Raw genomic sequence first — 23,454 nt, 5'->3', positions numbered from 1 at the left:
ATGTCGCACGCATCTGATTTGATCAGCGAGGACATCCTCGCCTACCTGGGCCAGCACGAACGCAAGGAAATGCTGCGCTTTCTGACCTGTGGCAACGTTGACGACGGCAAGAGCACCCTGATCGGGCGCCTGCTGCACGACTCCAAGATGATCTACGAAGATCACCTGGAAGCCATCACCCGCGACTCGAAAAAAGTCGGCACCACCGGCGATGACATCGACTTGGCATTGCTGGTCGACGGCCTGCAGGCCGAGCGGGAGCAGGGCATCACCATTGATGTTGCCTACCGCTACTTCTCCACCGCCAAACGCAAATTCATCATCGCCGACACCCCCGGCCATGAGCAGTACACCCGCAACATGGCCACCGGTGCGTCCACCTGTGACCTGGCGATCATCCTGATCGACGCCCGTTACGGCGTGCAGACCCAGACCCGTCGCCACAGCTTCATCGCCTCGTTGCTGGGCATCAAACACATCGTGGTGGCCGTCAACAAGATGGACATCAATGGCTTTGACCAAAGCGTCTTCGAGTCGATCAAGGCCGATTACCTGAAGTTCGCCGAAGGCATCGCGTTCAAGCCGACCACCATGGCGTTCGTACCGATGTCGGCCCTCAAGGGCGACAACGTGGTGAACAAGTCCGAGCGCTCGCCGTGGTACACCGGCCAGTCGCTGATGGAAATTCTCGAGACCGTCGAGATCGCCAACGACCGCAACTACACCGACCTGCGTTTCCCGGTGCAGTACGTCAACCGTCCGAACCTGAACTTCCGTGGTTTCGCCGGCACCCTGGCCAGCGGCGTCGTGCACAAGGGCGACGAAGTCGTTGTGCTGCCGTCGGGCAAGAGCAGCCGCGTGAAATCCATCGTCACCTTCGAAGGTGAGCTGGAGCACGCCGGTCCTGGTCAAGCGGTGACGCTGACCATGGAAGACGAGATCGACATCTCCCGCGGTGACTTGCTGGTGCACGCCGACAACCAGCCGCAAGTGACCGACGCTTTCGACGCCATGTTGGTGTGGATGGCCGAAGAGCCGATGCTGCCGGGCAAGAAATACGACATCAAGCGCGCCACGAGTTACGTGCCGGGTTCGATCACCAGCATCGTTAACCGCGTTGACGTGAACACCCTGGAAGAAGGTCCGGCCAGTTCGCTGAACCTGAACGAGATCGGTCGGGTCAAGATCAGCCTCGATGCGGCCATCGCGCTGGACGGCTACGCGAGCAACCGCACCACCGGTTCGTTCATCGTCGTCGATCGTTTGACCAATGGCACCGTCGCGGCCGGCATGATCATCGCCCAGCCGTTGAGCCATGGCACCAGCACGCATCACGGCAAACTGGCGCACGTCGCCACCGAAGAGCGCGCCCAGCGCTTCGGCCAGCAACCGGCCACCGTGTTGTTCAGCGGCTTGTCGGGCGCCGGCAAAAGCACCCTGGCTTACGCGGTTGAACGCAAGCTGTTCGACATGGGCCGTGCGGTGTTTGTGCTCGATGGCCAGAACCTGCGTCACGACCTGAACAAAGGTCTGCCACAGGATCGCGCCGGGCGTACCGAGAACTGGCGTCGTGCCGCGCACGTTGCGCGTCAGTTCAACGAAGCCGGTCTGCTGACACTGGCAGCGTTTGTTGCACCGAGTGCCGAAGGTCGTGAGCAGGCCAGGGAACTGATCGGCAAGGAGCGTCTGCTGACGGTCTACGTCCAGGCCTCTCCGACCGTCTGTGCCGAGCGTGACCCACAAGGTCTGTACGCGGCGGCCGGGGATAACATCCCGGGCGATTCCTTCCCGTACGACGTGCCGCTGGACGCCGACCTCGTGGTCGACACCCAGTCGCTGTCGCTGGAAGAAAGCGTCAAGCAAGTGCTGGATCTGCTGCGCAAGCGTGGCGCGATCTAAGCGTTAGCCGTAAATAAAAAACCCGCCGATGAGTGATCATCGGCGGGTTTTTTTGTGTCCTTGAGATCGCTATCGCGAGCAAGCTCAGTGTTCACTGAAGATCAACTGTGGGAGCGAGCTTCCTCGCGATAGGGCCGGAACAGGCGACTCAAGACTTGGCCGGATACTCGCGATGCATCTGCGCAAGCAGCGCGTCCTTGTCCTGCCACAACTGGTTGATCCAGCCCTGAAACTGCAATCGATACTCGCCGTCCTGGTCGTAGTTCTTGCCGATGAACTGCGGCGGAATCTTCAGTTCCTGAAAGTGCACCACCACGTCCTTCACGTTCCCACAGAGCAAATCCCAGTAACCGGGACGTCCGGCCGGGTAGTGAATGGTCACGTTGACGATGGCTTCCAGCTGCTCACCCATGGCATCCAGCACAAATGCAATGCCGCCAGCCCTGGGCTTGAGCAGATGCTTGAACGGCGATTTCTGCTGGGCATGCTTGCCTTCGGTGAAGCGCGTGCCTTCGACGAAGTTGAAAATCCCCACCGGGTTATGGCGGAACTTGTCGCAAGTCTTGCGGGTGGTTTCCAGGTCTTTGCCTTTCTTCTCCGGGTGCTTCTCCAGGTAGGCCTTGGAGTAGCGCTTCATGAACGGAAAGCCGAGTGCCCACCACGCCAGACCAATCACCGGCACCCAGATCAGTTCCTGTTTGAGGAAGAACTTCAGCGGGCGAATCTTCCGGTTCAGCACGTATTGCAACACCATGATGTCGACCCAGCTCTGGTGGTTGCTGGTGATCAGGTACGAGTGCTGATAGTCCAGCCTTTCCAGACCGCTGAGTTTCCAGCGTGTGTGCCCGAGCAAGTCCATCCACGCTTTGTTGTTGCTGATCCAGGCTTCGTGGATATGGCTCATCAGCCAATCGGTAAAACGCTGGGCGGTGGGGAAGGGCAATAGCAGCTTGAAAATCGCCACGATGAACAACGGTGTGCAGCAGGCAATCGTGTTCAGCGCCAACAGCAGCGAGGCAATCACGCCTCGCAGCGGTGCAGGTAGGGAATCCAGCATTTAAAGATCCAAAGGTCGGTTGGCAGCTTGAATCGCGGTCAACGCGATGGTGTAGACGATGTCGTCGACTTGCGCGCCGCGCGGCAGGTCGTTCACCGGTTTGCGCAGGCCTTGCAGCATCGGCCCGAGGCTGACGCAGTCGGCGCTGCGCTGCACGGCTTTGTGGGTGGTGTTGCCGGTGTTCAGGTCGGGGAACACGAACACTGTGGCGCGACCGGCGACCTGGCTGTTCGGCGCCAGTTGCCGGGCAACGGTTTCGTTGGCGGCGGCGTCGTATTGCAATGGGCCGTCGATCAGCAGCGAGTTTTGTTGTTCGTGGGCGAGCAATGTCGCTTCGCGCACCTTCTCGACTTCTTCGCCGCTGGCCGATTCACCGCTGGAGTAGCTGATCATCGCCACGCGCGGGGTGATGCCGAAGGCGGCTGCCGAGTCGGCGCTTTGCAGCGCGATCTCGGCCAGTTCGCTGGCGCTCGGGTGCGGGTTCATCACGCAGTCGCCATAGACCAGCACTTCTTCAGGAAACAGCATGAAGAACACCGACGACACTAGCGTGCAACCCGGCGCCGTTTTAATCAGCTGCAGGGCCGGGCGGATGGTGTTGGCGGTGGAGTGAATGACCCCGGACACCAATCCGTCGACCTCATCCAGCGCCAGCATCATGGTGCCGATCACCACGGTGTCTTCCAGTTGCTGTTCAGCCATCGGCGCGTTGAGGCTTTTGGTTTTGCGCAGGGCGACCATTGGCTCGACGTAGCGCTCGCGAATCAGGTCCGGGTCGAGAATTTCCAGCCCCGGCGGTAACTCGATGCCTTGGGCGCGGGCGACGGCTTCGACGTCTGCCGGTTTCGCCAGCAACACGCATCGGGCGATACCACGCGCCTGACAGATGGCCGCGGCTTGCACCGTCAGTGGCTCGCTGCCTTCAGGCAGAACGATGCGCTTGTTGGCAGCCTGGGCGCGCTGAATCAATTGATAACGGAACACGGCGGGTGACAGGCGCATTTCCCGTGGCGTGCCGCAGCGTTGGTGCAGCCACTTGGCGTCGAGGTGGCTGGCAACGAAATCCGTGATGATCTCCGCACGTTCGCGGTCGTCGATCGGGATTTCCTTGTTCAAACCGTTCAACTGGTTGGCGGTCTCGTAGGAGCCGGTGCTCACCGACAACACCGGCAAGCCTGCCTGCAACGCGCCACGGCAGAGGTCCATGATGCGCGGGTCGGGCAAGGTGTCGCTGGTCAGCAACAGCCCGGCCAGCGGCACGCCATTCATGGCGGCGAGGCTGACGGCGAGGATGATGTCGTCGCGATCGCCGGGCGTTACCACCAACACGCCGGGCTTGAGCAGCTCCACGGTGTTGCGCATGGTGCGGGCGCAGATGATGATTTTGGTCATGCGCCGGGTCTCGTAATCCCCGGCATTGAGAATTTGCGCGCCCATCAGATCGGCGACGTCGCGGGTGCGCGGGGCGTTCAATTCCGGCTGGAACGGGATGCAACCCAGCAGACGGAAATCGCCACTGCGCAGCAATGGCGAATGCTCTTTCAAGCGCGAGGCAAAGGCCTCCATGCTCTCGTCGGTTTTGACCTTGTTGAGGATCACGCCGAGGACTTTCGGGTCTTTGGGGCCGCCGAACAATTGCGCCTGCAATTCCACTCGGCCGGAGAGTTCGGTCAGCACTTCGTTTTCCGGTGCCGAGACCAGGATTACTTCGGCGTCGAGGCTCTTGGCCAAATGCAGATTGACCCGTGCGGCGTAACTGGCGCTGCGGGTCGGGACCATGCCTTCGACAATCAGCACATCCTTGCCGACTGCCGCCTGCTGATAGAGGGTGATGATTTCTTCGAGCAACTCGTCCAGCTGACCGTCGCCGAGCATGCGCTCGACATGGGCCAGGCCGAGCGGCTGAGGCGGTTTCAAACCGTGAGTGCGCGCCACCAGTTCAGTGGACCGTTCAGGCCCGGTGTCACCCGGATGCGGCTGGGCAATCGGTTTGAAAAAGCCGACTTTGAGGCCAGCCCGCTCAAGGGTACGCACCAGCCCGAGGCTGATGGAGGTCAGACCCACACCAAAATCGGTGGGCGCGATAAAAAAAGTTTGCATGCGGATTCTCTAAAGGTGCATGGCAATGGTGAACGCCTATGACTGGCCTTCTACCGAAATTCAGTCGCCAAGGTTAGCGCTAACCGAGCCTTGTGCGCACCAACCGCAATCAAAGGGCTGGCCTATTTTTTCAATACGTTGCGCGGGGTCCAGCACCCAGGCGCGCGATTGCCACGGTGGCTGGTGGCGCAGGTGCTGGGTGTGACCGCAGGAAAGCTCGGCCACCCAGTGCCCGTCCTCATCTTGATGGAAGCCTGTGACCGTCGAGCCTTTCGCCGTCACCCGTCTGTCCGGGTTGTGTTCGCTTTCGGGCGATTGCTTCGCTAAACTTGGCCATTCTTCATTCTTATGCAAAAGGTCTCGCCCCATGCTGATCGCCGCCAATAAGGCTGTCTCCATCGACTATACCCTGACCAACGACGCTGGTGAGGTCATCGACAGCTCCGCCGGCGGCGCGCCGCTGGTCTATCTGCAAGGCGCAGGTAACATCATCCCAGGCCTGGAAAAGGCACTGGAAGGCAAAACAGTCGGTGACGAACTGACGGTTGCCGTAGAACCTGAAGACGCCTACGGCGAATACGCTGCCGAACTGGTCAGCACGTTGAGCCGCAGCATGTTCGAAGGCGTCGACGAGCTGGAAGTGGGCATGCAGTTCCACGCATCCGCTCCGGACGGCCAGATGCAGATCGTCACCATTCGCGATCTGGACGGCGACGAAGTTACCGTCGACGGTAACCACCCGTTGGCGGGTCAGCGCCTGAATTTCCAGGTCAAGATCATCGACATTCGTGACGCCAGCCAGGAAGAAATTGCTCATGGCCACGTCCATGGCGAAGGTGGCCATCACCACTGATTTTCTGCGCTAAGCTTTCGAGAACTGGAGAGGCGCCCGAGGGGCGCCTTTTTAGTCCGCGGCTGTCCCTGGTGACACCGCCAAGTGGCTGTTTCGAGAAGAACACGGGAATTTGGAGTTCGTCATGAGTGCTTTTCACGACCTTAAATTGACAGCCCTGGATGGTCAGGAGCTACCGCTGGCGCCTTTCAAGGGGCGCGTCGTGCTGGTGGTCAACGTTGCCTCCAAATGCGGCTTGACCCCACAGTACGCGGCGCTGGAAAACCTTTACCAGCAATACAAGGACAAAGGTTTCAGCGTACTCGGCCTGCCGTGCAACCAGTTTGCCGGACAGGAACCGGGTACCGAACAAGAGATCCAGGATTTCTGCAGCCTCAACTATGGCGTGACCTTTCCGTTGTCCAGCAAGCTGGAAGTCAACGGTCACGATCGTCATCAGCTGTACCGTCTGCTGGCGGGCGAGGGTGCTGAATTCCCGGGTGACATTACCTGGAACTTCGAAAAATTCCTGCTGGGCAAGGATGGTCGCGTGCTGGCGCGGTTCTCGCCGCGCACGGCGCCGGATGATCCGTCTGTCGTTCAGGCGATCGAAAAAGCGCTGAGCTGAACCAAAAAATCGCAGCCACCGAGCTGCGATTTTTTATGCCTGCCTTTTGAACCTTAATCACCGCAATCAATAGTGCTGTGCAGCGCTTGTCGCTCCGCATATTATCGTCGTCATAAAACCTCTGTCCCGTCGATACCGTTTTCGTGGAGCGCCCCATGCCCGTCAAAGCCCTGTTCAAACCGTTCCACCTCGGCACCCTCGAACTGCCGACCCGCGTCGTCATGGCGCCGATGACCCGTTCGTTTTCGCCGGGTGGCGTTCCCAATTCCAAAGTGATCGAGTACTACCGTCGTCGCGCCGCTGCGGGTGTGGGTCTGATCATCACCGAAGGCACCACCATCGGCCACAAGGCTTCCAACGGTTACCCGAACGTGCCGCATTTCTACGGCGAAGCGGCGTTGGCCGGATGGAAAAAAGTAGTCGACGCGGTTCATGCTGAAGGCGGCAAGATCGTTCCTCAGCTGTGGCATGTCGGCAGCGTGCGCCGCATCGGCACCGAGCCGGACGCCAGCGTGCCGGGTTACGGTCCGTCGGAGAAGTTGAAGGACGGTCAGGTCGTGGTTCACGGCATGACCCAGCAAGATATCCAGGACGTGATCGCCGCATTTGCCCAGGCCGCCAAAGATGCCCTGAGCATCGGCATGGACGGCGTGGAAATTCACGGTGCCCACGGCTACCTCGTGGACCAGTTCTTTTGGGAAGGCAGCAACCAGCGCACCGACGAATACGGCGGCAGCCTGGCAAATCGTTCGCGTTTCGCCATCGAGCTGATTCAAGCGGTGCGTGCAGCAGTCGGCGAGGGTTTCCCGATCATCTTCCGTTTCTCTCAATGGAAGCAGCAGGATTACACCGCGCGACTGGTGCAAACACCGCAAGCGTTGGCTGAGTTCCTCAAGCCGTTGTCCGACGCCGGCGTGGACATTTTCCACTGCTCGACGCGCCGTTTCTGGGAGCCGGAGTTCGACGGTTCCGAGCTGAACCTGGCCGGCTGGACCCGTAAGCTCACCGGTAAACCGACCATCACCGTGGGCAGCGTCGGCCTGGACGGGGAGTTCCTGCAGTTCATGGTCAACACCGACAAGATCGCGCAGCCGGCCAGCCTGGAAAAACTGCTGGAGCGTTTGAACAATGATGAGTTCGATCTGGTGGCGGTAGGTCGTGCGCTGCTGGTGGACCCGGACTGGGCGCAGAAAGTGCGTGACGGCCGTGAAGAAGACATCCTGCCGTTCAGCCGTGAGGCGTTGATGACCCTGGTTTGAGCCGAGGATCAATGCCTGAGGCAAGCGGGGTCTGACAAGCCCCGCGCAACTGCCCTTCAAACTGCTCGATAATCGCTGCCCAGCCCTGGCGACTCGCATGCTGACGCGCATTAAGCCGCACGCAACGCAAAGTTTCGCGCTCCTCCAACAGCCAACACGCTGCATCGCTGAACGCCTCTTCGTCCCCCGGCATCGCCAGTACGCCGTTGTAGCCATGGCGAATGTGCTGAGCCGCGGCTGCCTGATCGTAGGCCACCACACCCAGTCCCGAGGCCAGCGCCTCAAGCACGACATTACCGAAGGTTTCGGTCAGGCTTGGAAACAGAAATACATCCCCCGACGCATAGTGACTGGCCAAGTCTTCGCCGCGTTGTGAACCACAGAAAATCGCCTCGGGCAGTTCTTTCTCCAGGACCACTCGTTGCGGACCGTCGCCGATCACGATCAACTTCAGGTTTTTCTGTGGATAAGTCGTACGCAGTCTTTCGAAGCAGCGCTTAAGCAAGCCGAGATTTTTCTCCGATGCCAGGCGACCTACATGGATGACGGCAATGTCACTGTCGGCCAAACCCCACTGCTCGCGTAGCGACGTCAGCCGCTTGGTCGGGTGAAACAATTGGCTGTCCACCCCACGCGACAGCAACGCCAGGCGCTCGAAATGCCGGCGCTCCAGTTCCATTCTTTGACTCACGCTCGGCACCAGGGTCAGCGTCGAACGATTGTGAAACCAGCGTAGGTAGTGGGTCAGCAATCGCGTCAGCAGTCCAAGCCCATACTGATTGGAGTACTGCTGGAAGTTAGTGTGAAAGCCGCTGACCACCGAAATCCCCAAACGCCGCGCCGCGCGCAACGCGGACAATCCCAGCGGTCCTTCCGTAGCGATGTACAGCACGTCCGGTCGATGCCGCTTCCAGCGCCGCAGCAGCTTGTGCATCGACGCCTGACCCCATTGCAAGCCGGGATAACCCGGTAGCGGCCAGCCCCGACACAGCAACAACGCATCGTCGCTGCCCAACTGCTGATCGCAACCCTGACGCGGTCGCACCAATTCCACCTGATGCCCGCGCGCGCGCAAGCCTTCGCACAAGCGGCCGAGGGTATTGGCCACTCCGTTGATTTCGGGAGGGAAGGTTTCGGTGATCAGGGTGATATGCAGAGCTGTCGTCATGACCTCAGTGTCGGCTGAGGCCATGTCGTCAGTGTGACGGTGGGATGATGGATTTGTGACCGAGTCAGCGCTGAACTACCAGGTTTTCCGCGCCGCGCTCGCGCACCCAGAACAAGGTCGCACCCGCGACGGCGGCCGGCATCATCAGGATGTTGACCACCGGAATCAGCAGCACCAGATACACGATCCCGCCAAAACTCATGCTCTGCCAGCGCTTTTGCCGCAGCCATGCGAGCATCTCGTTCCAGCCCAGTTTGTGGTTATCCGCCGGGTAGTCGATGTACTGGATCGCCATCATCCATACCCCGAACAGCAGCCATAGCGGCGCGGCGATGATGTTCACCACCGGGATGAACGAGAGGATGAACAGCCCGATGGCGCGCGGCAGGAAGTAGCCGAGTTTGCGCATTTCCCGGGCCAGGGTGCGGGGGATCATGGCGATCAGTTCGCCCCAGCTGAAGGACGGGAAGTCGTCGGTGCCGCGCACCACGACTTCGACTTTTTCCGCGAGGAAACCGTTGAATGGCGCGGCAATGACGTTGGCCAGCATGGTGAAGGTGAAGAACACCATCAACACCACCAGCACCACGAATAGTGGCCAGAGCACATAACTGAGGAAACTCAGCCAGTCGGGCAGGGACGGCATCAACGTATCGACCCACAGGCTGAATTGATGGCTGGCCAGGTAGATCAATCCGACGAACAGCACCAGGTTGATCACCAGCGGCAACAGCACAAACAAACGCAGGCTTGGGCTCAGGACCAACTTGAGGCCTTCGCGCAGGTATTGCGGGCCGGACAGAACGGGGGCGGGCATAACGTGCTCCGAGCAAAGGGGAAACGCGCCGACCTTACCGGCTTTGCCTGACGGGCGAAAGCGCGGTAGCAGCATCGACATTAACTGTAACAAAGGCGCCTATGTGTCCATCGTGATCGGATAGAGACCGCCTATGAGCTGGATTGTTAAACCGTATTTCCTTAATCTTCGCCCCCTCGATACGCTGCACCCCATACTTTTTACAGGACTGTCGAGCTCAAGCCTTCCCCAAGTGCTTTCAACGGTCCTTTTTTATTCCCGCCGGCAATCCGGCGTTCCGCGCCAGATATTTCGGGCCGGTCAACAGGAGCAGGTCATGTCTGAAGTCCGTCATTCGCGAGTGATTATTCTCGGTTCCGGCCCTGCCGGTTACAGCGCCGCGGTCTATGCCGCCCGTGCCAACCTCAAGCCACTGCTGATCACCGGCATGCAAGCCGGCGGTCAACTGACCACCACCACCGAAGTCGACAACTGGCCTGGCGACGTCCACGGCCTGACCGGCCCGGCGCTGATGGAACGCATGAAAGAGCACGCCGAGCGCTTTGAAACCGAGATCGTCTTCGATCACATCAATGCCGTGGACTTCGCTGCCAAGCCGTACACCCTGACCGGCGACAGCGCGACCTACACCTGCGACGCGCTGATCATCGCCACCGGCGCCAGCGCTCGTTACCTGGGCCTGCCGTCGGAAGAAGCGTTCATGGGCAAAGGCGTTTCGGCCTGCGCGACCTGCGACGGTTTCTTCTACCGCAACAAGCCAGTGGCCGTGGTCGGTGGCGGTAACACCGCCGTTGAAGAGGCGCTGTACCTGGCCAACATCGCCAGCAAGGTCACCCTCATCCACCGTCGCGAAACCTTCCGCGCCGAGAAGATCCTGATCGACAAGCTGAATGCCCGGGTTGCCGAAGGCAAGATCGTCCTGAAGCTGAATTCGACCCTGGATGAAGTTCTGGGCGACAACATGGGCGTGACCGGTGCCCGCCTGAAGAACAACGACGGCAGCTTCGACGAGCTGACAGTTGACGGCGTGTTCATCGCCATCGGCCACACCCCGAACACGTCGCTGTTCGAAGGTCAGCTGACGTTGAAAGACGGCTACCTGATTGTGCAGGGCGGCCGTGACGGCAATGCCACTGCCACCAGTCTCGAAGGTATCTTTGCTGCCGGTGACGTGGCTGACCACGTTTACCGTCAGGCTATCACCTCGGCCGGCGCCGGTTGCATGGCGGCACTGGACGCCGAGCGCTACCTCGACGATCTGCAGAACGCTTGATTCTGATTCTGTAGAAACTAAAAAACCGGCCTCGGCCGGTTTTTTTGTGCGCGCAGATTCAAATTGTCAGGACAGCTTTGCGAAGCACGCCTCGAGGATATCCAGCCCTTCCTCCAGCACAGCCGCCTCGGTGGTCAACGGCGCCAGAAGCCGAATGATGTGTCGCGATTTACCGCTGGGCATCAGCAGCAAGCCCGCGTCTCGCGCAAGCGCCAGCAGCTGCGTCAACTGCGCCGAGGCCGGTGTGCCGTCGGCATTGGTCAGCTCGATGCCGCGCATCGCACCGACGCCGGTCAAGCGGCCCAGAAACGCGCAAAGCTTGTTCGCGCGCCAGGCCTCGTAGCGGCTGACGATGGCTTCTTCCTGTTGCGAGCCCCAGGCATGCAGGTTTGCATCGGTCATTTCGTCCAGGGTCGCCAGTGCCGCGGCGCAGGCAATCGGGTTGCCCGAATAGGTGCCGCCCAGTCCGCCCTTGGGCAAGGTGTCGAGCAGTGACTTGCGCCCGACCACCGCACCCAGCGGCACACCGCCGGCGATGCTTTTGCCCAGCAGGATCAGGTCCGGCTCAATGCCCAGTCGCGAAAATGCAAAACGCTGGCCGGTGCGACCGAAGCCGGACTGGATTTCATCAGCGATCAGCAGGATGTTTTTTTCATCACAAAAGCGACGTAGCGCTTGGGCAAACTCCACGTCCAGCGTCAGGAAGCCCGATTCACCCTGCACCGGTTCGACGATAAAACAGGCGACGTCATCGACGTCGATCTCGACGCTGAACAGCCGGTCCATGGCCTTCAGGGCCTCGGCGCAGGTCACGCCGTTGTCCTTGCTCGGGAAGGGCAGGTGAAAAACCGGACCCGGCAGCACGCCGACTTTCTGTTTGTAGGGCGCAACTTTGCCGTTGAGGTTGAGCGTGGCGAGGGTGCGGCCATGGAAGGCGCCGTCAAAGGCGATGACGGCCGTGCGACCGGTGGCGCCACGCACGATCTTCAGGGCGTTTTCCGCCGCTTCTGCGCCGCTGTTGGTGAGCATGCCGCTGACCGGGTAGTCCACCGGAATAAACGCGGTGAGACGATCCATCAGTTCGATGTAGGGCGCATGCGGAGCGGCGTTGAACGCGTAGTGGGTCAGCCGGGTTGCTTGTTCGCGAATGGCCTCGACGACGCGCGGATGGCAATGGCCGAGGTTCAGTACGCCGATGCCGCCGACGAAGTCGATGTAGCGTTTGCCATCGGTGTCCCAGACTTCGGCATTTTTGCCGTGGCTGAGCGTGACGGGATGAACGATGTTGATCGACTGGCTGATGGTTTCGCTGCTCATGGATACCTGACTCAGAAGAAGGGATGCTTCTTTTTATCTAAGCCGTGAGCAGCGGTGCCCGGCAAACGAAATAAAGTTGCCGGGTCAATCTTAAAAGTCGGGATGTGATTTACGGGTGTTGGCGCAGGTGTTGAATCAGCGGCGAGTCAGCGGCGAGTCAGCGGCTGTTGAGTGAACTTCACACCGGCCAGGCCATGAGCAATCAGCGCGCGGATATTGCCGTGATCGCTGCCCTCAGGCGTCGCCACCACCGAACGGTAATGTTCGCCGAACGCCAACAGCGCTTCTTCATCGCTCAAGCCTTCCAGCAGCGCCAGACCCAGGGTCTTGCACGAGCCTTCGTTCTGCCCGGCTGCGTTATCCACGCCGCCGTTGTTGAAAGCCTGAGGCTGATAGTCGTAGCCGGCGGCGATGAAGGCCAGGGTGTCGGCAAAAACGTGTTCGCCGCTCTTGAGGCTGGCGCGCAGGGTGTTCAAATCACTCATTGGGTTTTCCTTTGGCGAACGCCGATTGTTGTTCGGCGTTGGCTTCTTGCTGGTATTGGGCTTTCCACTCAGCGTACGGCATGCCGTAAACCACTTCGCGGGCGTCATCGAGGCTGACCTCGATCTGGCGTTCATCGGCAGCGGCCTTGTACCACTTGGATAAGCAGTTACGGCAGAAACCGGAGAGGTTCATCAGGTCGATGTTCTGCACATCCTTGCGGCTGTCCAGGTGGGCGACCAGCCGGCGAAAGGCGGCGGCTTCGAGTTCCAGGCGTTGTTGATCGGTCATGGCGGGCTCTGTGCAATCAAATCGTGCGCGGATGATAAAAGTCTGACGAGCAATGCGCCAGACGCGGTCAGCGGCTCGCTGCAAGCGTAATGGATACCGACTCGGCGAATCGCAGGGCGTGGGGCTTGTCGACTTCGACCTCGGCGTACAGCACCGACTCGTTGGCCATGACCAGATCGAGGATCTCCTGGGTCAGGCGTTCGAGCAGGGCGAAGCGATTGCCTTCCACGTGGGCGATGATCGCCTTGGTGATGGTGCGGTAATTCAGCGCGTGATCGATGTCGTTGTCACGCACCGCTTCTTGAGCGGCATACAGGATGGTCAGGTTGATCAGTACATCCTGCTTGTTGAGGATTTCATCCTCGTTGATCCCGATGAAGGTCCGCAGGCACAGGTCCTTGACCCGGATGCGTGCCGTTCCTGGTTGAAGTTGTGGCATTGCTACTTGCTCCGTCCAATCAATTGCAGGAACTCCTGGCGGGTGTTGCTCGACTCGCGGAAGGCGCCGAGCATCACCGAGGTGTTCATGGTCGAATTCTGTTTCTCGACGCCGCGCATCATCATGCACATGTGCTTGGCTTCGATGACCACCGCGACGCCCGCCGCACCGGTCACTTGCTGCACCGCGTCGGCGATTTGCCGGGTGAGGTTTTCCTGGATTTGCAGGCGACGGGCGAACATGTCCACCAGTCGTGCAATCTTCGACAGGCCCAGCACCTTGCCCGTTGGAATATAAGCCACATGCGCCTTGCCAATGAAGGGCAGCATGTGATGTTCGCAGAGCGAGTACAGCTCGATGTTGTCGACGATGATCATTTCATCGTTGTCGGAAGCGAACAGCGCGCCGTTGACGATCTCTTCGACACTTTGCTCATAACCATGGCAGAGGTACTGCATGGCTTTTGCCGCGCGAGCCGGGGTGTCTTGCAGGCCCTCGCGGTCGGGGTTTTCACCAAGGCCGATGAGGATCTCGCGATAGCTCTGGGACAGGGTGTTCTGGGGCAGGGATAACGTCATGGAACATCCTCGCGGGGGCCGCTTATTTGATGTGCCGTCCGCCGTTGACGGTCAGGGTCGTGCCGGTGACATAAGGGTTTTCGAGTAAATAACGCAGGCTCTGGTAGATCACTTCGCAGCCGGGTTCGATACCCAGTGCGGACTTGGCCAGTGCCTTGGCGCGGTACGCCGCGTCGTCGTCGGGGTTGAACATTAGCAGGGCTGGCGCGATACCGTTGACCTTGATTGTCGGCGCGTATTTCGCGGCGAAGGACAGGGTGAGGCTGTCGAGCCCGGCTTTGCTGGCGCAGTAGCCAATGTGCTTGCTGCTGCCCTTGCGGGTCACGTCGTCGCTGATGTGCACGATGTCGGCGGGATTTGAGCGTTGCAGCAAGTCGGCACAATGAAGATTGATCAGGTAGGGCGCCAGCATGTGGACGTTGAACATGCGGGTGAAGGCTGCGGCGTCGGTGTCCGGGGTTTCGGCCAGCCATTCGGAGGCGTTATGGACAATCGCCCGCAGGCTGTCGGTGTGGTTTTTCAGTTCGCTGATGAAGGCGAAGATCCCGGCTTCAGTGGAGAAGTCGGCAAACACCGCGGTCGCCCCCAGGTCGCGCAGAACTTGCACGCCGGGGCGTTCGCTGCGGTAGCTGAAGATCACCGGCTGGCCATCCTCGAGCAAACGCTGCGCACAGTGCAGGCCAACACGTTGGCCGGCACCGGTGATGAGGATCGGGGCTACGAAAGAGGTCATGAATGGCTCGCGTCGCGGTAAGAGCAAAACTATACCAGCGACGAGAGGCGTACACCTATTGTGGTGTCAGGCCTAGAGATTCTGCGTTGAAGGCTCGGCGGGCAGCGTCCGTTGCGGCGTGGTGTTAAGCCAGCTGGCCAGCAGGCGGGTCGACAGCGGAATGAAGAAGTAGACCATCAGCGGGGTCAGGCACAAGGTGCTGATGAACACCCTGCTCAGCAGACCCATGTCGCTCAGCAACGGCCCGAGGACAAAGTTGAACAGCAGGGAAACAGGAAAAAACGCCAGCCAGATCGCCACGGCCTGTTTCCAGCGTGGTGGGCGCTGGCCGGCCGCGCCGAACCAGCCTTCGATGCCGCTGACACGATGTTCCGTTGGATGGGCAAACAAGTCACTGCCGCGTGCCAGCCATGCGGTGCGCGAGGCGGAATGCTCCCAGGCGTGCAGCGTCTGCTCGTCGGCAAAGCGGAAAATAATCTGGAATTCGTCATCGTCGGGCGGCGGAGCGAGCACGCCAGAACCGAGGTAGCCGGGAAAATCGGTGGCCAGTTGTTCGCCTTCGCGCAACCAGGCGATCAGGTCTTGATAACGCCCATCGGCGACGCGGCGCGCAACCATCAGCGTGACGGGTGAAGTAGACATTTTGTATCTCCGTATGACAATCGCGTCGCTCCGGATAGGAGTTTCGCCAGGCGCAGCGCCGGGGTGGTGGGCTGCGTCTTGGAACAAGCAAGGATTATTCCTGATTCTGCCGGGTACGTCAGTGATATTCACCACCACCAACGTCTTGAAGGGTATGGGGGCTGGAGAGGTAGAATGGGATCCAATTTATACATGGAAGTAGACCTATAAAATGCCTGTCCTGACTGACGTTGCCCCTCGGTTGCCGCACAGTCTTCCTCTCGAGCAGGAAGAACTGTTTCCGATTCGCGAAGTGGCGCGCTTGACCGGGGTCAACCCGGTCACGCTACGTGCATGGGAACGCCGCTATGGGCTGATACAGCCCAGGCGCACGGAAAGTGGGCACCGACTGTATTCGATGACCGATATCGATCGAGTCCGCAGCATCCTTGGCTGGATTGAACGCGGCGTTGCTGTCAGTAAAGTCGGCAAGATCCTGGCCAGGATTGCACCGCTTCAGGTCCTGTCGCACATCATCCCGAATGAGTTCGTACACGCTGACCACACGCAATGGCAGCAACAGGTTCAGGCGGCGGTGAATGCCTTTGACGAGGTTCAACTGGAACAGGCCTATGGACTGATCTTTTCCAGTTATCCCCTGACTGTCGTGTTTCAGGACATTCTGCTTCCACTCTGGAAGCAATTACTGCAGCGCCATGAAGCATTCGGCCAGGCCAGCGAGTGGTTTTTCCTGGATGTTTTTCTGCGTTCTCGAGTGTTGCAACGCCTGCTGCTGGTGCGTGTCCTGCAGCCGCGACGGGTGATTGTCTGCGCCCTCAACGATCAGTGTCGTGAACTCGAAGTGCTGGTAACTGCGCTGTTTCTGAGCAGTGTCGATTCGGCTATCCAAGTGTTGGCTGTCGGTCAGCCATTCGATGAATTGACCCTGGTCTGCGAAAGAGTCAAACCCCAGGCGCTGGTGCTGGTTTCCAATCACGCGCCTGCGCCCGAGTTGCCACGGCGATTGAATCGACTGGCCTTGAGCCTGGATTGTCAGTTGATGCTGGCGGGGAATGCGTCCGTTCTGGTGCAGGAAAGCCTGGCTGGATCGTCGATTGGATGTCTGGGTAACGAAGGATTGGTCATGCGTCAGCGTTTGAAACATCTCCTGACAGGCAACCCGGACACTTGAATCAGAGATGCATGGCCGGATGCGTCAGCCGATGCTGTTGAAGGATGTACTGGCGCAGACGCTCGGTTTCGTCCTTGTCACCCTGATTCAACTGATAGGCAAAGAAGCCGTTCTCGGTTTCTTTCTCGAAGGTGCCGCGCAACGCGATGCGCTCATAGCCTGACGGGCTGAACCACAAGGCGAAATGTTTTGGCGGTTTGGTCTTGTTGCGAACTTCAAGCAAGACCCCTTTGAACGACACTTCGTGCACCCACATCGTACCGGGTTGGCCACTGGCATTTTCCAGCGCTACCGGTTCTTCGAGTACCAGGCGCCATGGCCGGACCATCGGTCCGTCCTCATAGATACTGGGGACGCCAAGGCGTAAATGCATCGCGTGAAACTCGTCTTCCACCAGGTGCAGCGGGAAAGTCATTTGTTGATTTTCGAAGTTGGCCTGGATGGTGACTTGTTCATGAGCGGCAAGGCGCGTGAGCAGGTCACGGATCTGCGAACCACCGTTGACGAGCAGGCTCGACGTCGCATCCCGCACATTGAGTTGCGGGTTATGTTGCATGGTCTGGATAAAATCCAGCTCATCCTGGGTCAGGAGTGCGTCGCGTTGCATGATCCGCTCGACAGAAATAGTTACAAAGTCACTGGTGATTGTAGTTAATGACAATCAATTCTTCGTTTTGTTTTTGCCGTTCGTCGCTTTTAGTGCGGCAAGCTCGGCCTGGACCTCAGCCAACTGCGTCTCCAACTGCATGACTCGCTGCTGTGCCTTGACCTGAAGGGTGACGTCTTTCTGCACACCGACGAAATAAGTCTGTCCGTCGTCCGGGTTTTTCACTGTTGAAAGGGACAGTTCGTTCCAGAACGGCGTGCCATCCTTGCGGTAATTTCTGAGGATTTCCCGGCAGGAACCGCCACTGCTCAATGCCTCGCGAATCAACGGGAGAGCTTCCTGATCTCGGTCACCGGACTGAAGAAAACGGCAATCCTGATAGAGGATTTCTTCGCTGGTGTAACCCGTCAGGCGTTCGAATGCCGGGTTGACGTAAATCAGGATGTTGTCCTGCTCGCCTGCCTTTTCGGCAATCACGATGCCGTCGTTGGAAGCGTTGATCACCATTTGCAGCAGTTGGGCGTTAATCATCGGGGAATCCTTTCCAATTTGATTGAGCGCTGCATTTTAGAAGAACACTGAGCACTGTCTACTGGCCGTCAGCGTTAATTGAGAGTCAATCGCAGCTTTTTTGCCACGGCTGTTAATATCCCCCGTCTTTTTACTCAGCTTCAGGATCAGATTGATGAAAGTCGCCATCCTTTCCGGCTCGGTGTACGGCACGGCTGAAGAAGTCGCCCGCCACGCCGCAAATATTTTAAAAACTGCGGGTTTCGAAACCTGGCACAACCCGCGTGCGAGCCTCGCCGATGTTCAGGCCTTTGGCCCCCAAGCTTTCCTGGCGGTGACCTCGACCACCGGCATGGGAGAGTTGCCGGACAACCTGCAACCGTTGTATTTCGCCATTCGCGACCAGTTGCCGGCTGCCTGGCGTGGATTGCCGGGCGCCGTGATTGGTCTGGGCGATGCGAGTTATGGCGACACCTTTTGTGGCGGTGGCGAGCAAATGCGTGAATTGTTCGGCGAACTGGGCCTATGCGAAGTCCTGCCCATGCTGCGCCTGGACGCCAGTGAAAGCGTGACGCCGGAAACCGACGCCGAGCCTTGGCTGGCGGAACTGGTCAGTGCTCTGCGGAGCTGATGTTGGGGTAGCGTCGCTTTTGCAGTATCCATCTGGCAACAACGGCAGATGCTGATGCGGCATTGGTCGGCGTTGTTGCTTGGGATGCTGGCGGGCAGCGCGGCGTCCATCGGCAGTCCGTTCGGGTTGGCCAAGGCGCTGGCGCTGGACAGTTCGGTGACGATGTCGTTGGTGCCGCGTTCAATCACCACGCCCTTTGCCATGCCGCTGGCCCATGACATGGGTGGCGTACCGGAACTGACCGCAGTGTTTGTGATGTTCACCGGGGTGTTCGTGGCGATGTTCGGCGGCATTCTGCTCAAGTGGTTGCCCCTGCGCAGTGCCGGTTAGTCATGGTTCTGACGGGGCTTCTGAATCTGTTCGCCGCACCATTGTTGGCGGCAGTACTTTGACATGGATCCAGGTTCGTTGGCGTACTGACTCGCTAGGCCATCAAGCTGGCTGCCAATGCAACTACACGATTCCCGGGGCGTGACTAGACTGCTGTAACGCCGGTAAACAATAGAAACCCCAAGAATAAAAATTAGAGGTTCCTTGCCGTGAACGTAGCCCCCGTCCAATCGCCACACAGTGTCAAAGACCAGGTCAGCGCCGCCGAGTGGCAGACCCGCGTCGATCTTGCCGCCTGCTATCGTCTTGTGGCCCTGCATGGCTGGGATGACCTGATTTTTACCCACATCTCGGCCAAGGTCCCCGGTACCGAAGACTTTCTGATCAACCCGTTCGGGCTGATGTTCCACGAGATTACCGCCTCGAGCCTGGTCAAGGTCGATCAGGCCGGCAACAAACTGATGGACAGCCCTTACGAGATCAACCCGGCCGGCTACACCATCCACAGCGCGGTGCACGAGGTTCGTCACGATGTCGTCTGCGTGCTGCACACTCACACCGCAGCCGGTGTCGCCGTGTCAGCGCAAAAACAAGGCATTTTGCCGATCAGCCAACAATCGTTGTTTGTCCTGTCCAGCCTGGCTTATCACGCCTACGAAGGTGTTGCGCTTAACCATGAAGAGAAGGCGCGACTGCAAGCAGACCTCGGCGAAAACAATTTCCTGATGCTGCACAACCACGGTCTGCTGACCTGCGGCGGCACCATCGCCGACACGTTCCTGATGATGTTTACCTTCCAGCGCGCCTGCGATATCCAGGTGCTGGCGCAGAACGGTGGCGCCGAGCTGATCGCCATCGAACCGCAGATTCTGGCGGGCGCCAAGGCGATGATCGCCGGCGTCACCAAAAGTGCTCAAGGGATGGGCGGCGCACTGGCCTGGCCAGCGCTGCTGCGCAAACTCGATAAACAAGACGGGGGTTATAAACGCTAATGACACTCGCCGAGATCCCCCTGTGTGTCTGGCGCAAACGCGGCCAGACGTTCGTATTCCGTGGCCAGACCATCCGTTACTGGACGGCCGGGCAGGGTGAGCCACTGTTGCTCATTCATGGCTTCCCGACCGCCAGTTGGGACTGGCATTTCCTCTGGCAGCCGCTGACCCAGCGCTATCGGGTGATTGCCTGCGACATGCTCGGCTTTGGCGATTCCGCCAAACCGGTGGACCACGAATACAGCCTGCTGGAGCAGGCCGATCTGCAACAGGCTTTGCTGGCGCATGTGAAGGTCGAGCAGCCGGTGCACCTGTTGGCCCACGATTATGGCGACAGCGTGGCCCAGGAACTGTTGGCCCGGCATTACGAAGCGAGCATCCATATCGCCAGTTGCGTGTTCCTCAATGGCGGCCTGTTTCCCGAAACCCATCGCCCGATACTGATGCAAAAACTCCTGCTCAGCCCCTTGGGCTGGATGATCGGGCGAGCCTTTTCCCGTGACGGTCTGGTGAAGAGTTTCCGGCAGATCTTCGGTCCGAATAGCCGCCCCAGCGAGAGCGAGATGGATGATTTCTGGAGCCTGATCGAGAGCAATCATGGGCCACGGATCATCCACAAATTGATCGCCTACATCCCCGAGCGGCGTGCTCAACGCGAGCGTTGGGTCAGCGCGATGCAGCGTGGTGAAGTGCCGTTGCGGTTGATCGATGGTGAGGTCGATCCGATCTCCGGCGCGCACATGGTCGAGCGTTATCGGGAACTGATCCCGAACCCGGACACGGTCTTGTTGCCCGGCATCGGCCACTACCCTCAAACCGAGGCGTCGGGGCTGGTTCTCAAGCATTATCTGGAGTTTCGCGATCAGTTGGTTTCACCGCCGCGCAAGGTCGCCTGTTCCTGATTATCCCCCTGCCTTATTGCGCACCATTCAGCCTCACCCCAGTTCATTGTGACCCGCATCGCCGTGCCTGACACTCGGACTCATTGTCCCCTGGCCTGCTGGAGTCCCCCCAATGAATGAGTCTGTGCGCTTCGAAGATAAAGTTGTGATCATCACGGGTGCAGGCGGCGGCCTGGGCCGGGCCCACGCGCTGCTGTTCGCCAAACAGGGCGCCAAAGTGCTGGTCAACGATCTCGGCGGCTCGGCTCAGGGCGAAGGCGCAAGCGCTTCGGCGGCCGACCGGGTAGTCGCCGAAATTCGCGAGGCCGGTGGTATCGCCGAGGCCAACCATGACTCCGTCACCGACGGCGACAAAATCGTTCAGAGCGCCTTGGACACCTTCGGCCGTGTCGATGTAGTGGTCAACAACGCCGGGATCCTGCGGGACAAAACCTTCCATAAAATGGAAGACGGCGACTGGGACCTGGTTTACCGCGTCCACGTCGAAGGCGCCTACAAAGTCACCCGTGCCGCCTGGCCGCACCTGCGCGAGCAAAACTACGGCCGCATCATCTTCACCGCTTCGACCTCGGGAATTTACGGCAACTTCGGCCAGTCCAACTACGGCATGGCCAAACTCGGCCTCTACGGCCTGACCCGCACCCTGGCCATCGAAGGTCGCAAGAACAACATCCTGGTCAACGCCATCGCCCCCACCGGCGGCACCCGCATGACCGAAGGCCTGATCCCGCCGCAAGTCTTCGAACAACTCAAACCGGAACTGATCAGCCCGCTGGTGGTGTACCTCGCCAGCGAGAACTGCCAGGAAACCTCCGGGCTGTTTGAAGTCGGTGGCGGCTGGATGGGCAAGGTGCGCTGGGAACGAAGCCTCGGCGCCGGTTTTGATCCGCGGGTCGGTTTCTCCCCCGAAGATGTGGCGGCGCATTGGCAGCAGATCTGCGATTTCGAAGGCGCGGCGCATCCGCAGGACAACCTTGAAGCGCTGAAGGAAATGATGGCGAATTTGCAGAAGTATTCGATTTAATGGAAACCAGCAAGGTCACCGTTTTTTTGACCTTGCTGGTTCTTGATAGTCAGAACTGAAGTCTGGTTTTCAGCGGTTTCAAGGAAAATACTTGTGAACCAATGCCGCCAGATTCGCTGCCGTTTGCGCATCCATGATCCCGTTGTAGGTTTCCGGGCGAAAGTGCAACTGAAAGGCTCGAACAAGGTGCGTGAAGCCTTGGTCAGTTGACGCACGGGACACGTCATACCCATAAGTCTTGAACAATTTGAGCAACTCGGCTCGGGCTGGAATGCCGGTCTCGTTGTATTGCTGCAGGTAGGTGTCTCGGGTGGCATCGTCGAACCAGGCACCGACGCCTTTCAAGTAAAGGGCATGCCAGGGGAATTTCGGCCCTGGGTCACTCTTGCGGCCGACCGCAATATCAGAGTGTCCCAGAACAAGGGTCGGGCTGATGTCCGGGTAGCGTTCAAGGATGTTCAACGCCAGCTCTTCAACGGCGGCAATTTGTTCTGGCTGATACGGCGGAAAGTTGAAAACACCTTGGCTAAACGTCGCAAGGTTGACGATCTCAACGCCGATAGACGTGTCGTTCAGATTGCTTCGATTGCCCCAGGTACTGACACCCGCATGCCAAGCACGCTTGGTTTCGTCGACGAGATTGAAAACTTCCTGCCCGGTATAACCTGCTTTCAAGTAGCTCGGATCAGTGATGTCGGGAACCAGATAGTGGGCGCTGACATTCGGGCCGGTCAGTGCATTGACCGAACTGGAGAAGTTGCCGGCTGTGTAGTGGAAGATCAGAAAACGTACGCGGGTGTTGAAGCTTTTAGTGGCGCGGTACTTGTTGTAGTCAATGGGTTTCATGAAGAGATTGCTCGCAATTGAATTAGGTTAGTGTCAGCGCGCAATTACAAATGAATGGCTGATTTGTCATTAACCTTAATCGTTGAAGCGGTTCGTGTTATTACAGAACGATGTAGTCGATTTCCGAGAAGTGTGTAGGTGGTAGGCAGTGTCGTTCGAGTTCACTTAAGTGCTGGCTGTGAATGGGCAGTATAAGAAACAAGCACGAATGCTTGCTTCTTTGTTTGAATTACTGTGCTTCGGGTTTGAAACCTGGTTTGCCGTTGGCTGCTCGCCATTGTTTTATGGCCTTTAGTACACCGGCAGGACCGTCTTTAACACCCTTCTCTGGATAATATAAGATATCGGTGCCGTTTGGATGTTCTGAAGTGCTTACTATGTTATCCACAAAAGCATCGTGCTCTTTCTCTGATGAGAACCTCCCCTGGAACAAACGTTTTATAATATTCAGGTATTCGGACTCTGTGTAATCTTCATATCTATCTTTAAGTGTCATTTTCACATTTCTCCTTTTTTGGAGTGGACTTCGATGTGTTGCTTTGGTGTCAGTGTACGAAGATTGTCTATGTCGTAGCCCGAACTGCTTTCACTGGTCGGCGTGATATGGCGCTGTTAAAATTGCCTCAGTTGGGACAAGAGCGTGCTCTTGCCCCAATAGGTTTGTTATTGAGGTTTGAAGCCTGGTTTGCCGTTAGCTGCTCGCCAGGTTTTAATGGCGTTTAATACCCCTTCCGGGCTGTCTTCAACACCCTCTCTTGGGTCATATAAAATGCCTGTTCCGTCGGGGTGTTCGGACGTGAGTACTATGTTTTCTACAATGGCATCATGCTCGGCCTCGGATGAGTAAGTACCCTCGAATAGACACTCGATGAGGTCTAAGTATTCGTTTTCTGTATATTCTTCCAGCGTGTTACGAAGATTCATT

27 protein-coding genes and 1 pseudogene are annotated in these 23,454 nt (G+C 58.7%); 11 read left to right on the top strand and 17 right to left on the bottom strand.

What is annotated here, in order from left to right; translation table 11 throughout:
* Positions 1-1,899 (top strand): sulfate adenylyltransferase subunit CysN, encoded by a 1,899-nt coding sequence (gene cysN / locus MO767_RS07140; protein ID WP_282479962.1) that lies wholly within the window; start codon positions 1-3, stop codon positions 1,897-1,899.
* A 148-nt stretch (positions 1,900-2,047) separates the two neighbouring features.
* On the opposite strand, the gene MO767_RS07135 is transcribed toward cysN, so the two are convergent.
* The 3 genes from MO767_RS07135 to MO767_RS07125 are packed head-to-tail and all read right to left on the bottom strand — an operon-like array spanning position 2,048 to position 5,455.
* Entirely contained in the window at positions 2,048-2,956 is a 909-nt protein-coding gene (locus MO767_RS07135) for an acyltransferase (protein ID WP_282479961.1), read from the bottom strand.
* Complete coding sequence (pta, locus tag MO767_RS07130) at positions 2,957-5,056, bottom strand: phosphate acetyltransferase (protein ID WP_282479960.1); 2,100 nt, start codon at positions 5,054-5,056, stop codon at positions 2,957-2,959. It abuts the gene before it with no gap.
* 60 nt (positions 5,057-5,116) lie between these two features.
* On the bottom strand, positions 5,117-5,455 hold the full coding sequence (locus MO767_RS07125) for a DUF3565 domain-containing protein (protein ID WP_140681526.1): 339 nt from the start codon (positions 5,453-5,455) through the stop codon (positions 5,117-5,119).
* Here MO767_RS07125 and MO767_RS07120 point away from each other — a divergent pair.
* The 3 genes from MO767_RS07120 to MO767_RS07110 all read left to right on the top strand — a co-directional run bounded on the left by MO767_RS07120 (position 5,424) and on the right by MO767_RS07110 (position 7,775).
* The gene (locus MO767_RS07120) at positions 5,424-5,909 is read left to right on the top strand and encodes a peptidylprolyl isomerase (protein ID WP_223516524.1); all 486 of its coding nucleotides are present in this window, start codon (positions 5,424-5,426) and stop codon (positions 5,907-5,909) included. The genes MO767_RS07125 and MO767_RS07120 overlap by 32 nt on opposite strands.
* A gap of 124 nt (positions 5,910-6,033) precedes the next feature.
* Entirely contained in the window at positions 6,034-6,516 is a 483-nt protein-coding gene (locus MO767_RS07115; RefSeq protein ID WP_282479959.1) for a glutathione peroxidase, read from the top strand.
* A 155-nt stretch (positions 6,517-6,671) separates the two neighbouring features.
* A complete protein-coding gene (locus tag MO767_RS07110; protein ID WP_282479958.1) occupies positions 6,672-7,775 on the top strand; it encodes an NADH:flavin oxidoreductase in 1,104 nt (367 codons plus the stop codon).
* Here the strand turns inward: MO767_RS07110 and MO767_RS07105 are convergent.
* Together MO767_RS07105 and cysZ are read right to left on the bottom strand one after the other, a co-directional pair.
* Positions 7,744-8,967 (bottom strand): glycosyltransferase family 1 protein, encoded by a 1,224-nt coding sequence (locus MO767_RS07105; protein WP_282479957.1) that lies wholly within the window; start codon positions 8,965-8,967, stop codon positions 7,744-7,746. The two genes, MO767_RS07110 and MO767_RS07105, sit on opposite strands and share 32 nt — an antisense overlap.
* Positions 8,968-9,007: 40 nt before the next feature.
* On the bottom strand, positions 9,008-9,760 hold the full coding sequence (cysZ, locus tag MO767_RS07100; protein WP_282479956.1) for a sulfate transporter CysZ: 753 nt from the start codon (positions 9,758-9,760) through the stop codon (positions 9,008-9,010).
* Between the two features lie 316 nt (positions 9,761-10,076).
* On the opposite strand from cysZ, the gene trxB reads away from it, so the two are divergent.
* On the top strand, positions 10,077-11,033 hold the full coding sequence (trxB, locus tag MO767_RS07095; protein ID WP_282479955.1) for a thioredoxin-disulfide reductase: 957 nt from the start codon (positions 10,077-10,079) through the stop codon (positions 11,031-11,033).
* 66 nt (positions 11,034-11,099) lie between these two features.
* On the opposite strand, the gene MO767_RS07090 is transcribed toward trxB, so the two are convergent.
* From MO767_RS07090 to MO767_RS07060, 7 genes are all read right to left on the bottom strand, one after another.
* Positions 11,100-12,350 carry an aspartate aminotransferase family protein gene (locus MO767_RS07090; RefSeq protein WP_282479954.1) on the bottom strand — a complete coding sequence of 417 codons (1,251 nt, stop codon included), beginning with the start codon at positions 12,348-12,350 and terminating at the stop codon, positions 11,100-11,102.
* 146 nt (positions 12,351-12,496) lie between these two features.
* A complete protein-coding gene (locus tag MO767_RS07085) occupies positions 12,497-12,835 on the bottom strand; it encodes a HopJ type III effector protein (RefSeq protein WP_282479953.1) in 339 nt (112 codons plus the stop codon).
* Positions 12,828-13,124, bottom strand: a complete 297-nt coding sequence (locus MO767_RS07080) for a DUF1244 domain-containing protein (protein WP_282479952.1) — start codon at positions 13,122-13,124, stop codon at positions 12,828-12,830. The genes MO767_RS07085 and MO767_RS07080 overlap by 8 nt, the downstream gene beginning before the upstream one ends.
* Before the next feature lie 67 nt (positions 13,125-13,191).
* Positions 13,192-13,563, bottom strand: coding sequence for a dihydroneopterin triphosphate 2'-epimerase (gene folX, locus MO767_RS07075; protein ID WP_129438421.1), 372 nt, complete (start codon positions 13,561-13,563; stop codon positions 13,192-13,194).
* Between the two features lie 2 nt (positions 13,564-13,565).
* Positions 13,566-14,141 (bottom strand): GTP cyclohydrolase I FolE, encoded by a 576-nt coding sequence (folE, locus tag MO767_RS07070; protein ID WP_282479951.1) that lies wholly within the window; start codon positions 14,139-14,141, stop codon positions 13,566-13,568.
* Positions 14,142-14,163: 22 nt separating this feature from the next.
* The gene (gene folM, locus MO767_RS07065) at positions 14,164-14,874 is read right to left on the bottom strand and encodes a dihydromonapterin reductase (RefSeq protein ID WP_282479950.1); all 711 of its coding nucleotides are present in this window, start codon (positions 14,872-14,874) and stop codon (positions 14,164-14,166) included.
* A gap of 72 nt (positions 14,875-14,946) precedes the next feature.
* Positions 14,947-15,516, bottom strand: coding sequence for an antibiotic biosynthesis monooxygenase (locus tag MO767_RS07060; protein ID WP_282479949.1), 570 nt, complete (start codon positions 15,514-15,516; stop codon positions 14,947-14,949).
* Positions 15,517-15,727: 211 nt separating this feature from the next.
* Here MO767_RS07060 and MO767_RS07055 point away from each other — a divergent pair, with 211 nt between their 5' ends.
* Positions 15,728-16,687 carry a MerR family transcriptional regulator gene (locus MO767_RS07055; protein ID WP_282479948.1) on the top strand — a complete coding sequence of 320 codons (960 nt, stop codon included), beginning with the start codon at positions 15,728-15,730 and terminating at the stop codon, positions 16,685-16,687.
* Between the two features lies 1 nt (position 16,688).
* On the opposite strand, the gene MO767_RS07050 is transcribed toward MO767_RS07055, so the two are convergent.
* Together MO767_RS07050 and MO767_RS07045 are read right to left on the bottom strand one after the other, a co-directional pair.
* Positions 16,689-17,294, bottom strand: a complete 606-nt coding sequence (locus tag MO767_RS07050) for a hypothetical protein (RefSeq protein WP_282479947.1) — start codon at positions 17,292-17,294, stop codon at positions 16,689-16,691.
* Positions 17,295-17,348: 54 nt separating this feature from the next.
* Positions 17,349-17,825 (bottom strand): PAS domain-containing protein, encoded by a 477-nt coding sequence (locus MO767_RS07045; RefSeq protein ID WP_282479946.1) that lies wholly within the window; start codon positions 17,823-17,825, stop codon positions 17,349-17,351.
* 154 nt (positions 17,826-17,979) lie between these two features.
* Between MO767_RS07045 and MO767_RS07040 the strand changes: the two genes are divergently transcribed.
* The 5 genes and pseudogenes from MO767_RS07040 to MO767_RS07020 all read left to right on the top strand — a co-directional run bounded on the left by MO767_RS07040 (position 17,980) and on the right by MO767_RS07020 (position 21,683).
* The gene (locus MO767_RS07040; protein ID WP_282479945.1) at positions 17,980-18,435 is read left to right on the top strand and encodes a flavodoxin; all 456 of its coding nucleotides are present in this window, start codon (positions 17,980-17,982) and stop codon (positions 18,433-18,435) included.
* 9 nt (positions 18,436-18,444) lie between these two features.
* Positions 18,445-18,827: pseudogene (locus tag MO767_RS07035) on the top strand (LrgB family protein); the annotation flags it as partial.
* A 147-nt stretch (positions 18,828-18,974) separates the two neighbouring features.
* Entirely contained in the window at positions 18,975-19,757 is a 783-nt protein-coding gene (locus MO767_RS07030; RefSeq protein ID WP_282479944.1) for a class II aldolase/adducin family protein, read from the top strand.
* Positions 19,757-20,659: an alpha/beta hydrolase gene (locus MO767_RS07025; protein ID WP_282479943.1), complete on the top strand. Its 903-nt coding sequence runs from the start codon at positions 19,757-19,759 to the stop codon at positions 20,657-20,659. The genes MO767_RS07030 and MO767_RS07025 overlap by 1 nt, the downstream gene beginning before the upstream one ends.
* Before the next feature lie 112 nt (positions 20,660-20,771).
* Positions 20,772-21,683, top strand: coding sequence for an SDR family oxidoreductase (locus tag MO767_RS07020; protein WP_282479942.1), 912 nt, complete (start codon positions 20,772-20,774; stop codon positions 21,681-21,683).
* A 78-nt stretch (positions 21,684-21,761) separates the two neighbouring features.
* Here the strand turns inward: MO767_RS07020 and MO767_RS07015 are convergent, their stop codons facing one another.
* The 3 genes from MO767_RS07015 to MO767_RS07005 all read right to left on the bottom strand — a co-directional run bounded on the left by MO767_RS07015 (position 21,762) and on the right by MO767_RS07005 (position 23,453).
* The gene (locus MO767_RS07015) at positions 21,762-22,529 is read right to left on the bottom strand and encodes an N-acetylmuramoyl-L-alanine amidase (RefSeq protein ID WP_282479941.1); all 768 of its coding nucleotides are present in this window, start codon (positions 22,527-22,529) and stop codon (positions 21,762-21,764) included.
* Between the two features lie 229 nt (positions 22,530-22,758).
* The gene (locus MO767_RS07010) at positions 22,759-23,025 is read right to left on the bottom strand and encodes a bacteriocin immunity protein (protein WP_150658831.1); all 267 of its coding nucleotides are present in this window, start codon (positions 23,023-23,025) and stop codon (positions 22,759-22,761) included.
* A 167-nt stretch (positions 23,026-23,192) separates the two neighbouring features.
* Entirely contained in the window at positions 23,193-23,453 is a 261-nt protein-coding gene (locus MO767_RS07005; RefSeq protein ID WP_282479940.1) for a bacteriocin immunity protein, read from the bottom strand.
* Between the last annotated feature and the right edge of the window lies 1 nt (position 23,454).

Origin of the sequence: Pseudomonas sp. UYIF39 (assembly GCF_029963765.1) — a bacterium.
Lineage (GTDB): Bacteria > Pseudomonadota > Gammaproteobacteria > Pseudomonadales > Pseudomonadaceae > Aquipseudomonas.
Note: the sequence above shows the minus strand (reverse complement) of the source record. Positions and strands in the feature narration are given on the sequence as shown.

Coding starts and splice junctions, on each gene's coding strand:
- MO767_RS07020 (WP_282479942.1), top strand. CDS start 20,772: ATGAATGAGTCTGTGCGCTTCGAAGATAAAGTTGTGATCATCACGGGT.
- trxB (WP_282479955.1), top strand. CDS start 10,077: ATGTCTGAAGTCCGTCATTCGCGAGTGATTATTCTCGGTTCCGGCCCT.
- MO767_RS07005 (WP_282479940.1), bottom strand. CDS start 23,453: ATGAATCTTCGTAACACGCTGGAAGAATATACAGAAAACGAATACTTA.
- MO767_RS07105 (WP_282479957.1), bottom strand. CDS start 8,967: ATGGCCTCAGCCGACACTGAGGTCATGACGACAGCTCTGCATATCACC.
- MO767_RS07050 (WP_282479947.1), bottom strand. CDS start 17,294: ATGCAACGCGACGCACTCCTGACCCAGGATGAGCTGGATTTTATCCAG.
- MO767_RS07015 (WP_282479941.1), bottom strand. CDS start 22,529: ATGAAACCCATTGACTACAACAAGTACCGCGCCACTAAAAGCTTCAAC.
- MO767_RS07085 (WP_282479953.1), bottom strand. CDS start 12,835: ATGAGTGATTTGAACACCCTGCGCGCCAGCCTCAAGAGCGGCGAACAC.
- folM (WP_282479950.1), bottom strand. CDS start 14,874: ATGACCTCTTTCGTAGCCCCGATCCTCATCACCGGTGCCGGCCAACGT.
- MO767_RS07115 (WP_282479959.1), top strand. CDS start 6,034: ATGAGTGCTTTTCACGACCTTAAATTGACAGCCCTGGATGGTCAGGAG.
- MO767_RS07120 (WP_223516524.1), top strand. CDS start 5,424: ATGCTGATCGCCGCCAATAAGGCTGTCTCCATCGACTATACCCTGACC.
- MO767_RS07060 (WP_282479949.1), bottom strand. CDS start 15,516: ATGTCTACTTCACCCGTCACGCTGATGGTTGCGCGCCGCGTCGCCGAT.
- MO767_RS07040 (WP_282479945.1), top strand. CDS start 17,980: ATGAAAGTCGCCATCCTTTCCGGCTCGGTGTACGGCACGGCTGAAGAA.
- pta (WP_282479960.1), bottom strand. CDS start 5,056: ATGCAAACTTTTTTTATCGCGCCCACCGATTTTGGTGTGGGTCTGACC.
- MO767_RS07010 (WP_150658831.1), bottom strand. CDS start 23,025: ATGACACTTAAAGATAGATATGAAGATTACACAGAGTCCGAATACCTG.
- MO767_RS07055 (WP_282479948.1), top strand. CDS start 15,728: ATGCCTGTCCTGACTGACGTTGCCCCTCGGTTGCCGCACAGTCTTCCT.
- MO767_RS07110 (WP_282479958.1), top strand. CDS start 6,672: ATGCCCGTCAAAGCCCTGTTCAAACCGTTCCACCTCGGCACCCTCGAA.
- MO767_RS07090 (WP_282479954.1), bottom strand. CDS start 12,350: ATGAGCAGCGAAACCATCAGCCAGTCGATCAACATCGTTCATCCCGTC.
- MO767_RS07080 (WP_282479952.1), bottom strand. CDS start 13,124: ATGACCGATCAACAACGCCTGGAACTCGAAGCCGCCGCCTTTCGCCGG.
- cysZ (WP_282479956.1), bottom strand. CDS start 9,760: ATGCCCGCCCCCGTTCTGTCCGGCCCGCAATACCTGCGCGAAGGCCTC.
- MO767_RS07025 (WP_282479943.1), top strand. CDS start 19,757: ATGACACTCGCCGAGATCCCCCTGTGTGTCTGGCGCAAACGCGGCCAG.
- MO767_RS07125 (WP_140681526.1), bottom strand. CDS start 5,455: ATGGAGACAGCCTTATTGGCGGCGATCAGCATGGGGCGAGACCTTTTG.
- MO767_RS07135 (WP_282479961.1), bottom strand. CDS start 2,956: ATGCTGGATTCCCTACCTGCACCGCTGCGAGGCGTGATTGCCTCGCTG.
- cysN (WP_282479962.1), top strand. CDS start 1: ATGTCGCACGCATCTGATTTGATCAGCGAGGACATCCTCGCCTACCTG.
- folE (WP_282479951.1), bottom strand. CDS start 14,141: ATGACGTTATCCCTGCCCCAGAACACCCTGTCCCAGAGCTATCGCGAG.
- folX (WP_129438421.1), bottom strand. CDS start 13,563: ATGCCACAACTTCAACCAGGAACGGCACGCATCCGGGTCAAGGACCTG.
- MO767_RS07045 (WP_282479946.1), bottom strand. CDS start 17,825: ATGATTAACGCCCAACTGCTGCAAATGGTGATCAACGCTTCCAACGAC.